We start from the raw sequence: 10930 nt of genomic DNA on the forward strand, positions 1-10930 counted from the left end.
CCCCGCGTCAGATTGCAGACAAACCCGCTTTTAGATTAGCACCTCTAAAAGCGGTTTTGTCTACAATCTGAACTAAAATCAATAGCTTCTTCTATTAAGCGTAAAAGATGATCTTTGGGCACTAGATCATCTATACTTACAATTTCCAGTTGATTTATGGTTTCACGATTCTTTTTGCTTAACATTTTCATCCTCCATTACTTGCTTATTTTTTTAATTTGTTACTTTTTTAGGAATTTATTGCTCTATTTCCTTTATATATTATAAATAAAATAAAAACGGCTGCCAACAATGACTTTGTCGACAGCCTGAAAGCCTTAACTTTTTAAAGGTTAAGGCTTTTTTACTTAATTTAATCAGGGAGGGAAATTTTGCGGCTATTAAGATAAGAACTTCCTTTTTGCTGTTTGGCTATTTTTTTTACCTTGGCGGCTGTTTCACTTAAATGCAAATAGTCGACAAAAGGAGCTTCCCGGTTATTGGTTATTCCTGCGATAGATAGGGTCATGATAGGGAAGCGGGTTATAACACCCTGCCGGTTAGCTGTTTCAATGTAGCCGCACTTTTGCGCAGCCTGGTCGTAAAGCTTGGTTATGTTGCGGTCAAATTCGGCTATGATGTGATTGGCGACAGTATCAGCTTTTTCCGGTGTAGTTATGACTATGAAATCATCTCCACCTATATGGCCTACCATATCTTCGGCATTTCCATAAGAGCGTACCTGTTCGTTTATTATATCTGCCAGCAGGGTTATGGCTCTGTCGCCATGCCCAAATCCATAATAGTCATTAAAAGCTTTAAAATCGTCCAGATCTATATACAATACGGTGAATTCCTGTTTAGCTTCTATGAGGCTTGTAAGCTTTCTTTTTATATAACAATTACCAGGAAGACCTGTAAGGGGATGGGCGTCTTTGGCCTGAGCAATTTGTATCCTGGCCAGGGTGTCAATGATTTTAGAAGTATTTACTATACCCGCATAAGAACAGTTTCTGGTCACTATTATATAATTATCCATAAATCCATTTTCCAACCTGGCTGCTATGACCGAAGCTGCTTCTTCCACCGGGGTATAGCCAGGAAGGATGAGAGGTTGTTTATCCATTATGTTTCTTACCGGTTTGCGGGCAAAAAGGTCATAGCCGTATCTGCTTCCCAGGATGGCAAAAAGGCGTTCCCGGGTTATAAGCCCGATGGGGATGTCGTTTTCGCAAATAGCATAACTGTTTATAAGCTTATTGTTTTTAAATAGATCTACTATGCTGGTAACCGGGGTATCAGGAGGCAATGATTCCTGGTATCTAGCCATATCTTCTATTTTATGAGAGCTTTTAAAATCATAACAGCTGGGGTAAAAGAAAAAACTATTATCACTAGTTATCGGGGAAGAAATTTCCTGGGAAATATCGGGAGCAGGTTGGGCAATAAAATAGCCCTGTCCGTAATCACAGCCCATAGAGGCCAGGGTTTTGAACTCTTCAAGGGTCTCTATTCCTTCACAGATAATTTGCGTTCCTATCTTGCATGAAAAATTCACAAGTGTTTCCAGCAAAGCTTTTTTGGTGGGGTCTTTATCTATTCCTCGAATTAGGGACATATCAACTTTCATAAATTCTGGCTTTGTCTCGGCAATAGCCTGCAGGCTTGAATAACCAGCTCCGGTATCATCTATGGCGATGAGAAAGCCGGAATCCCGATAATGATTAAGAGCTTTTTTGAACTGTTCATAATTTTCTATGGCGTCCCGTTCGGTAAGTTCTAAAACTATGTTCTGACTGTCTAGAGCGTACTTTGCCAGGAGCTGCTCTATGAATTTTAAATGCTGTTCATAATGGCTGTATATTATACGGGGGCTTATATTCAAAAAAAGATAATGGCCTTTTAGGTAGGGACTAATCCTGGCCAGAGCTTTTTCCTGGCATATAATTTCCAGCTCGTATAAGTGGTTATAATACTGGGCGGCATTAAATAAGGCTAGGGGTGTTTCCAGCAGCGAACCTTGCGGGCCGCGGGAAAGGGCTTCCCATCCGGTTATTTTGCCGTTTTTTAGTGATATTATGGGCTGATAAAAAGTGCGTATCCCTTTCTGGCTGATTATAGTTTTAAAAATCTGCCATTTAGCATGTTCAGAAGCATGGGCATAGTTTTTGGCAGTAAAGGCTGCTTCTTTGATAGCTTTATAAACAACAGATTCAATAAAAGCACAGGCATTATCTTTTATTTCGGCATATCCCAGGTGGATATGTAGATTTTTTTCCAGTTTTAAAGGAGCTATAATCTGGTTTATCTGTTTTTCCAGTTCTGCTTTTAAAGCCGAATAATGAACGGCAAAGTCTTCATCTATGGGCGGGAGGTCAACAAAAACCAGAAAATCGTCACTCCCCAGGCTTACTGTAACTAGGTTTTGACGTCGGCCATAAAAATCAAAGGAGGCTGATTTTAAGAATTCTCCTATGGTCCAGAGTATATGCTGGCTAACTTCTTTGCCTTTAGTGTTTTCTATGCTCTGAAAATTTTCGATATCAATATAAAAGATGGCAAGAGGCATCTTTTTCCTCAGACTATCCAGCAAAGGAAAGACAGATACCAGAGTAGGCAATCCTGAACTGCGGTCATTGGTCAAGTTGCGAAGATGAGGTTTTTTCTTGCCAGTAATATTTTTGACCAGGTATTGGGGCAAAATATTTGTATTAAGCAACCTGCTCAACCTCCAGGCTAACTTGTTCTGACTACAAGTTTAGCTTAACAACCTGTTTTTATTTTTAAATCTTTGCAAAAATAAGGAGGACAAAATGTAAATTTTGCACAAAAAAGCCCTGTCCTCTTGAACAGGGCTTTTTTTACAGGTTTTTTACAGGCCGAAAATAGAGTCATCAATTTCCAGACAGGTGGTATCTCCGTTCTTGAGAATCTGCAAAAATGTACCTATTTCGGGGATTATATTATTTATGAAGAAACGGGCAGAAGCAATTTTGCCCTGATAGAAGTTGTAATCATAATGGTCCTTGCCTAATTCATCGATTTTCTTCTGGGCGATAAGGGCCATTTCCAGGAGGAGTTTTCCTGCCCATAACTTGCCGGTAGCGTGAAGCATGCGCGTAGCATAAAGCTGAATCATACCTGGTTTGCTGTAAAAACCTTGCCAGATTTTAAGTATCTCATCATACCAGGCTAGTGCATTGTTAAACAGGGAAAATTCTTTTTCAAAGCCGGGAGCATTTTTGTTTTCTTCGGCAAACTGACGTATATGGTCAAGCCAGGCGGCAAATACCTGACCGTTTTTCATAGTCATCTTGCGTCCTACCAGGTCCATAGCCTGTATGTAGTTGGTTCCTTCCCAGATGGGATAGATGCGGGCATCCCGGTAGATCTGAGCAATCGGATATTCCTCGGAAAAGCCATAGCCGCCATAGCACTGCAGAGCTTCTGATATACACTGAAGTGCCATGTCCGAACAATAAGCTTTTACTATGGGGGTATTTACTGCCAGGAACATGCTTGCTTTTTTCCGCATTTCCGGATCTGAACTGTAATTTTCAATATCTGCCCACCAGAAGGTCTGTACAGCCATAGCCCGGAAAGCTTCGACATGGGCTTTCTGGAACATGAGCATCCTCTTTATATCTTCATGTTTTATAATAGGACATCTGCCGGCTTTAGGATCAGAAGTAGGACGACCCTGGATGCGCTGGCGGCAGTACTCGACAGCATTATGATAAGCAGAAGCAGCGAGAGCACATGCCGATAGGCCAGTCATAAGCCTTTCTTCATTCATCATTTTAAACATCTGCGCCATACCTTGTCCTATGCCATCTTCGCCGGGAGGATCTCCCAGGAGAAATCCTTTACATTTGCCTTCTTCGCCAAAATTTATGACACAGGTAGGAGATCCGCGATGGCCCAGCTTATGTTCGATACCGGCACAGTGCACGTCATTGAATTCTCCCGGATTGCCGTTTTCATCGGGCAGGTATTTAGGTACCACAAAAAGGGATAATCCTTTGGTGCCCGGGGCTGCCCCTTCTATGCGAGCTAAAACCAGGTGGATGATATTTTCAGTTACATCTTGTTCGCCACCGCTTATAAAGCACTTGGTACCTTTTATAAGGTAAACTCCCGGTTCATCCGTAGGAATAGCTTTGGTGGTAGCATCACCTACATCAGAGCCGGCGTTAGGTTCAGTTAAGTCCATAGTACCAGACCACTGGCCGCTGTACATTTTAGGGAGATAGGTCTTTTTAAGTTCTTCGCTGCCAAAGTCTCTTATAAGACCTGCTGCACCGGAATTGGCCAGCCATAAGGTTTGAATAGAGGGGTTGGCAGCTATGAAATATTCGTTGAGGGTCCAAACTACAGATAAAGGAAGGGCAGATTCGTCATCCGGGTCAACATTGGAAGCGGCAAATCCGTTATTGACGATAAAATAGTAAGCGTCTTTGGTGGATTGAGGTGTTATTACCTTGCCATTTTCAAATTTAACTCCGATTTGATCAGAATCAATGTTGGAAGGAGCCACCACTTCTTTGGCCCCTTTCAAGGCATTTTCCAGTATAAAATCCAGGTCATCTACGGAATAGCCGTCTTTAAATCTCTCGGTGTTAAATATAGTGTTCATGTCCAGCCATTCTTTGAGGATAAACTTATGATCGCGGGTGGTGTTCATTAAAGTTGATGGCATATTTATTCCTCCTTAACGATTAATTATATTTACTTATATTTTAATTTTAACAATTAATACAATAAAATATCAATGGTCGTAAAAAATAAGAGCCAACCTTTTTACAAGGCTGACTCTTTTAAGAGGTTTATATATTTATGCCTTTTTCTTTTAGTTTATGGGATAAATCGGGAAGGGAGGGGATATGGGAAAAGTTTAAGGCTAAAACCGGAATTTTAGCTGCTTTAGCTGATTTTTCCAGAAATTGCTCGGCTATCTGTTCTTTTCTGGCATTACTTCCTTCATGTACCTGGACAATAAGAACTGGTTCCAGGTTTTCTCTATGACAGATCAAAAAATCAACACTTTTTGCATTTATGCGTTTGAGGTATTCTGGGCTGTTGGCTATATGGGGGTCAACATGTAAAAAATCAGCTAGACGCACTTTGGGAAAAACTATAAAATTGCTTTCTTTAAGAATATGATTTAACCTTTGATACACCTCTTTTTCGGCTGCCGAGAGCAGGCTTTCTTTTTTAGAATAGGGTAAATTATTCATGTCTATCCAGGCTTCGCTTATGTCAATAATCTTACCGCCCTTTTTTGACCTGGTTTTAGGTGGCACATCGGGCGTAACTTTTTCCTTATATACATCCCAGAAAAGCTTGAGGAGTATAAGCCCAATTAAAGCAAGAATAGCTTGTCCCATAAAAAACCTCCTAACGTAACGCGGGAACGGTTCTTTTGTGCTGTAAATTATATAATTGCATATGTTTGAGATAAGATTTTATGTATAATAATACGCAAAATTTTTTATTGAATACAATATCAGGTGTTCATGTTTGTTTAATATCCCGGAGAACAGGAATAGCAAAATCGTTTTTATCATTATTATACAATATTATCGGCTCTTGCAATCTATATAGAAAAATATTTATTATAGGAAGGTAAAGGATGCCTAAGGCGATGGGCGTAAGATAAAAAGTTTTTAAGTGGGAGGATATTTATGAAATATGAAAGCAGCAGAGGCAAATATCAAGGCTTGACTTCAGCAGAAGTTATCAAAATGGGAATAGCGCCTGATGGAGGGCTTTTTGTGCCCGGGTTTATACCGCAGCTTACGGAAGAAGATCTGGTACTTATGCAGGATTTTAGCTATCAGGAAAAAGCAGTTCATATTTTAAAGAAGTTTCTTACTGATTTTAGTAGTGAACAGATTGTAAATTGTGTCAACAGTGCCTATAATGACCAGAGTTTTGACCATGTAGATATTGCTCCCCTGGTAGCTTTAAACCGTACTACCTATATTCAGGAATTGTGGCACGGGCCTACCTGTGCCTTTAAAGATATGGCTCTCCAGATATTGCCCCATTTGCTTACTACCAGTTCCCTTATTACCGGGGAAACAGATGAGATTGTGATTCTGGTTGCTACTTCGGGAGATACGGGTAAAGCAGCCCTGGCTGGTTTTAAAGATGTAGAAAATACCCGGATAATAGTTTTTTATCCTGAAGAAGGAGTAAGTGAAGTACAGAAAAGGCAGATGATAACCCAGGAAGGGAAGAATGTTCTGGTAGCTGCCGTAAGAGGCAATTTTGACGATGCCCAGAATGGGGTTAAACAAATATTCAATGATAGGCAAATGGGAGAGCTTCTTAAAGCCAAACATAAAAAAATGTCTTCTGCCAACTCTATAAACTGGGGAAGGCTTCTCCCCCAGATAGTGTATTATATAGCTGCCTATCTGGATTTGAGGCAGAAAGGGATTATAAAAAAAGGGGAAAAGATAAATATAGTAGTGCCTACCGGCAATTTCGGCAATATTCTGGCTGCCTTTTATGCAGGAAAAATGGGTATACCGATAAATAAACTTATATGCGCTTCCAATGCCAATAATGTTCTGACTGATTTTATAAGAACCGGTGTTTATGATCGCAACCGCAAGTTCGAGAAGACTATTTCCCCTTCTATGGATATACTTATTTCATCTAACTTAGAAAGGCTTTTATATGAGCTGACAGGACATGATGCCGGTAAAGTTTCTTTCTGGATGGAAGAACTCAAAAAATCTGGCCGCTATGAAGTGGACAGTTTGACAAAGGAAAAAGTGCAGGAAATATTCTGGGCCGGATTTTGTGATGATGAAGCGACTATAAAGACGATAAGTGAAGTGTGGCAGGAGTATGCATATCTTTTAGATACCCATACCGCAGTAGCTTTTAATGTTTACAGGCAGTATGTGGAGAAGACGGGAGACAACACGGTTACGGTAATTGCTTCAACTGCCAGCCCTTTTAAGTTTGCCGGCAGCGTAGCTTCTGCTGTGCTACCACAAGAGCTAAGGCAGGATAAAGACGAATTTCAGATTTTGGACCTTTTAGCTTCCTATACCGGCCTTAATATCCCGCCCGGTATAAAAGATTTAGAAAAGAAACCGGTGCTGCACAAAACGGTATGTGATAAAGATGAGATGAAGGAAGTAGTTTTGAAATTTTTAGAATAAATATTAAAAAACCTACCCGCCATGTTTTTAAACTCATGAGGGTAGGTTTTTTGCTCTTTATTTTCCGAGGATAAAGAAATCCATCAATTTATGGCCACTATCGAAAAATAATCCTTCCTGCGCATATTTTTCATTATATATGCCCGGACTTTCATAGCAAGGGTTATTTTTATCATATATCATAAAAGGCACAGGTGCGGAGGTATGGGTTTTTAAGGAAAGAGGAGTTGGATGATCAGGCATGATCATTATCCTTATATCATCAAAATAGTCCAGCACCGAACGCACAAGACCTATTACCTCTTTATCAATCTGTTCAATAGCCCATATTTTCTTTTCCAAACTGCCCTGATGGCTGGCCTCATCTGGCGCTTCGATGTGCAAGTATACAAAATCCTGACCGTTTTTAAGTTCCTTTATAGCAGCTTCGGCTTTACCCCGAAAATTAGTTTCGATACTTCCCGTAGCACCTTTTACCTCTACCGGATGGAGCCCGGCAGCTATGCCTAACCCTTTTACCAGGTCAACGGCGGCTACCACCGAACCTTTAAGTCCGTATTTCTGATAGAAACTAGTAAGAGAAGGTTTTCTGCCTTCTCCCCACAGCCAGATAGAATTAGCTTCTTTAAGCCCTTTTTGGCGTCTTTTTTTATTAACCGGGTGTTCTTTAAGAATATCCTGGCTTTTTTGCATAAGTTCCAGAATTTTCTCTGCCTTATCCCCTTCCGGCAAATAAGGGCCTATTTTTTTATCTGATATATCATGAGGAGGGGTTAGTTTTAATTTATAATCGGCTGCCTCTTGCCATAGCATGAGATGGCGATAGCTTACCCCGGCGTAAAAGCTTATCTTTTCTTCCCCTAATTTTTGCTGCAGGGTATAGATAAGCTCACTGGCTTCTTTAGAAGATATCTCCCCGGCACTGTAGTCAAGCATTATTTTGTCGTGGTATTCTTCGTTTTCCGAAAGGGTAACCAGATTACAGCGCAGGGCTAAATCTTTTTCCTTCAGGGTTACTCCCATACTGATAGCTTCCAGAGGAGAACGTCCTGTATAGTAGATGGCCGGGTCATAACCCATAACCGAAAGATTGGCCACGTCACTTCCGGGGGTATAGCCTTCAGGTATAGTTTTTACCAGACCGATGCATGCGTATTGAGCCAGGATATCTATATTAGGTGTTTTAGCATATTCTAAAGGGGTTTGGTTACTAAGCTCAAAGATGGGATAATCTGCCATGCCGTCGGCTAATACAAGCAAATATTTCACCTGATTCAACTCCTGTATTAGATAGTTATGCGGGGAAAATAACAAATTTTTTTACCACTTTATAAATTTTATAACATTTTTATGATGAGGGGAAGATGGAGGGTAAAAGCTGTTAAGATGCCAGAAGAAAAATAATAAAAAAAGAGGAAAGAAATAGAAAGTATAGAAATATAACTGTAAATAATAACGCTACATGATTATCACGGGGGGATGAAATTTGCCAACAAGCCGATTTTTAGAGGAGTTTCCGTACATAGTAAAAATGCTTATGCCTTTATTTCCCAAGGATACTACTTTTTATGCTACCGACTTAGAAAACTTTATTTTTAAGGATACCACTAACTTTGATGTACCTTTTGTCAAGGTAGGAGCTCCTTTTGCCAAAGGAGGACCAGCTGATAGGGCTATTCAGACCAAACAGGTGGTGATTATGGAAATAGATGAAAGCTATTATGGGATGCCGCTTAAGGTTATAGCAGCTCCTGCTTTTGCCGATGATGATAAAACCAAGGTAGTAGGAGCCTACGGCATAGCCGTGCGGAGGGATAATGCTTTTAACCTGCGCAAAGTAGCAGATACCTATCAAAAAGGTATGCAGGAAATCGCTGCCGCTATTGAAGAGACGGCAGCTTCGGCCAGTGAAATAACGGTAAGTGAACAAAAGTTGAATGAGGAAATAAGTGCTATTTCGGGATTGGCCTCCGAAATCATAAAAGTTTTAGAATATATAAAGAGCATTGCCGATGAGACTAAAATGTTAGGGCTAAATGCAGCTATTGAAGCGGCCCGGGCAGGAGACGCAGGTAAAGGATTTGGCGTAGTGGCAGCAGAAATCCGTAAGCTTTCCGAAAGCTCTAAAGAAACCGCCGGGAAAATACGCGAGCTAACCAGGCAAATTGAAGAAAAAATAAACATTGCTTTAAAAAGTTCGGAAGTTACCCTGCGCGCTACCCAGGAACAGGCAGCTGCCACGCAGGAAATGAATGCCGGTATCCAGGAGCTTACCAGTATGCTGGAAGAGCTTACCCGTATTGCTTATGAGATATGATTAAATAATATAATCTATAACCGCTTCCGGGAACAGCTGGCTGATTTTCTCCTTAAAAAATTCCTTCATCTGGATAAGTTTATCTTCCGTATATACGAATTTGCCATAACCAAACTGACCGTATTTGAATTTGCGGTCAGTTTTTTCATCCATAGGAAGCAGGGTTTGGGGGAAAACCTGAAGGATATTATTTTTGGCCCGGGTTGTAAAACGGTGAGAGATTATTTCCAGGTGAAAGTCATCCATGTTTATATCTTTTAGATAAGCATGCATTTTTTGCAAAAGGTCTTCATACTCTGTTTTCCAGCCGGCATCCAGTATTACCGGAGCAATTATTACTCCGCTCGGATAACCATGTTCAGCAATTTTTTTTAATCCGTCCAATCTTTCCTGAAGATCAGGTGTGCGATGTTCATAAGTTTTTATTATGCGTTCGGTGTTAAGACTGAAGCGGATACGGGTGTGTTTATTATGTTCAAGAGATAGAAAACTATCTACATAAGGGAATTTAGTAACAAAACGCAGGCGTCCAAACTCTTCCTTAGCAAAAAAACTTATAGCCTGACTTAATGCTCCGGAATAGGGTTCTACGGCCACAGGATCAGAAGTAGCAGCAGCTTCGAATATGGTTATTTCCGGTTTTCTTTTTTCTATATATTTTTTAGCCTCCCCCAGTATTTGGTCTACATTTACATAGATACGAATATAAGGTTTTTTACCCAGCTGGGTATTAAGATAGCAGTATTCGCATATGCCTTCACAGCCGGTAACCAGAGGAAGCTGATAGTGGGCAGAAGGTTTACAGGTTTCAAATTGGAGGTTTTTTCTTATGCCGACTACCAGAGTGCTTTTAGCTTGAAAAAAAGCCTCCCGGGGATTTTGTCCCGGAATACCGGTAACCCGGTTGTGTGATTTAAGAAAATGTATATTAAAGCCTTCCTGACGAAGATTTTGATATATCTTTTTTCCCAGAGGGTAGTCCAGGGCTTCTTTTTCAAAAAAAACCCTTTTAAATTTAAGTTTAGTAAGCATTTAACAAATCTCTCCTTTAATAACCTGTTTTATTCTTATTTTTTCAACAAACTAAAATAATATTAATAATTAAGTAGGAGAAAAAAATGCATAGTGTAAAATTGTTGTAGGAAAAAATACAAACAAAAAAACACAAGAGACCACTCTTTTTGGTAAGATAAAAGTTAACCAAAAACAAAAACCACCAAAAAGGAGGGTCTCTTGTGAGTATAATTTTACAACAAAAATGCCAGGAATTCATCAATCAAGTTTTAGAATTTCTTTCAGAAGATGAAACTCGAGTCATGGAGGAAATAGAAACAGATCTAAAGGAGATAACCGATAAATTTATTCTTGATATGGTAAGAACCTATTTTGAATTGATTGATAGAAGCATTGTTGAAGATAAAGTTGGGCGCAAGCAAAAAGGAATTGTAATTGA

8 protein-coding genes and 1 pseudogene are annotated in these 10930 nt (G+C 40.0%); 3 read left to right on the plus strand and 6 right to left on the minus strand.

Annotated elements, in window-relative coordinates:
- Window positions 1-44 precede the first annotated feature (44 nt).
- The 4 genes from BUB92_RS11585 to BUB92_RS10085 all read right to left on the minus strand — a co-directional run bounded on the left by BUB92_RS11585 (window position 45) and on the right by BUB92_RS10085 (window position 5366).
- Window positions 45-185 carry a hypothetical protein gene (locus BUB92_RS11585; RefSeq protein ID WP_159432331.1) on the minus strand — a complete coding sequence of 47 codons (141 nt, stop codon included), beginning with the start codon at window positions 183-185 and terminating at the stop codon, window positions 45-47.
- 167 nt (window positions 186-352) lie between these two features.
- On the minus strand, window positions 353-2698 hold the full coding sequence (locus BUB92_RS10075; protein WP_084728465.1) for a GGDEF domain-containing protein: 2346 nt from the start codon (window positions 2696-2698) through the stop codon (window positions 353-355).
- Window positions 2699-2851: 153 nt separating this feature from the next.
- Window positions 2852-4678: an acyl-CoA dehydrogenase family protein gene (locus tag BUB92_RS10080; RefSeq protein WP_073093386.1), complete on the minus strand. Its 1827-nt coding sequence runs from the start codon at window positions 4676-4678 to the stop codon at window positions 2852-2854.
- Between the two features lie 127 nt (window positions 4679-4805).
- Entirely contained in the window at window positions 4806-5366 is a 561-nt protein-coding gene (locus tag BUB92_RS10085; protein ID WP_073093387.1) for a DUF2726 domain-containing protein, read from the minus strand.
- Window positions 5367-5663: 297 nt separating this feature from the next.
- On the opposite strand from BUB92_RS10085, the gene thrC reads away from it, so the two are divergent.
- Entirely contained in the window at window positions 5664-7160 is a 1497-nt protein-coding gene (gene thrC, locus BUB92_RS10090; RefSeq protein WP_073093389.1) for a threonine synthase, read from the plus strand.
- Window positions 7161-7217: 57 nt separating this feature from the next.
- Here the strand turns inward: thrC and BUB92_RS10095 are convergent, their stop codons facing one another.
- The gene (locus tag BUB92_RS10095) at window positions 7218-8429 is read right to left on the minus strand and encodes a cofactor-independent phosphoglycerate mutase (protein ID WP_073093391.1); all 1212 of its coding nucleotides are present in this window, start codon (window positions 8427-8429) and stop codon (window positions 7218-7220) included.
- 217 nt (window positions 8430-8646) lie between these two features.
- On the opposite strand from BUB92_RS10095, the gene BUB92_RS11960 reads away from it, so the two are divergent.
- Complete coding sequence (locus BUB92_RS11960) at window positions 8647-9477, plus strand: methyl-accepting chemotaxis protein (protein WP_073093392.1); 831 nt, start codon at window positions 8647-8649, stop codon at window positions 9475-9477.
- Here BUB92_RS11960 and splB read toward each other — a convergent pair whose 3' ends face one another.
- Complete coding sequence (gene splB / locus BUB92_RS10105) at window positions 9478-10509, minus strand: spore photoproduct lyase (protein WP_073093394.1); 1032 nt, start codon at window positions 10507-10509, stop codon at window positions 9478-9480. It abuts the gene before it with no gap.
- A 203-nt stretch (window positions 10510-10712) separates the two neighbouring features.
- On the opposite strand from splB, the pseudogene BUB92_RS10110 reads away from it, so the two are divergent.
- Window positions 10713-10930, plus strand: a pseudogene (locus BUB92_RS10110) (ISLre2 family transposase); the annotation flags it as partial.

This window comes from Thermosyntropha lipolytica DSM 11003 (genome assembly GCF_900129805.1).
GTDB classification, from domain to species: Bacteria; Bacillota; Syntrophomonadia; order Syntrophomonadales; family Syntrophomonadaceae; genus Thermosyntropha; species Thermosyntropha lipolytica.

What these genes read in the sequence shown, in the direction of transcription:
- BUB92_RS11585 (WP_159432331.1), bottom strand. Translation starts at nt 185, where the DNA reads ATGTTAAGCAAAAAGAATCGTGAAACCATAAATCAACTGGAAATTGTA.
- BUB92_RS10080 (WP_073093386.1), bottom strand. Translation starts at nt 4,678, where the DNA reads ATGCCATCAACTTTAATGAACACCACCCGCGATCATAAGTTTATCCTC.
- BUB92_RS10085 (WP_073093387.1), bottom strand. Translation starts at nt 5,366, where the DNA reads ATGGGACAAGCTATTCTTGCTTTAATTGGGCTTATACTCCTCAAGCTT.
- thrC (WP_073093389.1), top strand. Translation starts at nt 5,664, where the DNA reads ATGAAATATGAAAGCAGCAGAGGCAAATATCAAGGCTTGACTTCAGCA.
- splB (WP_073093394.1), bottom strand. Translation starts at nt 10,509, where the DNA reads ATGCTTACTAAACTTAAATTTAAAAGGGTTTTTTTTGAAAAAGAAGCC.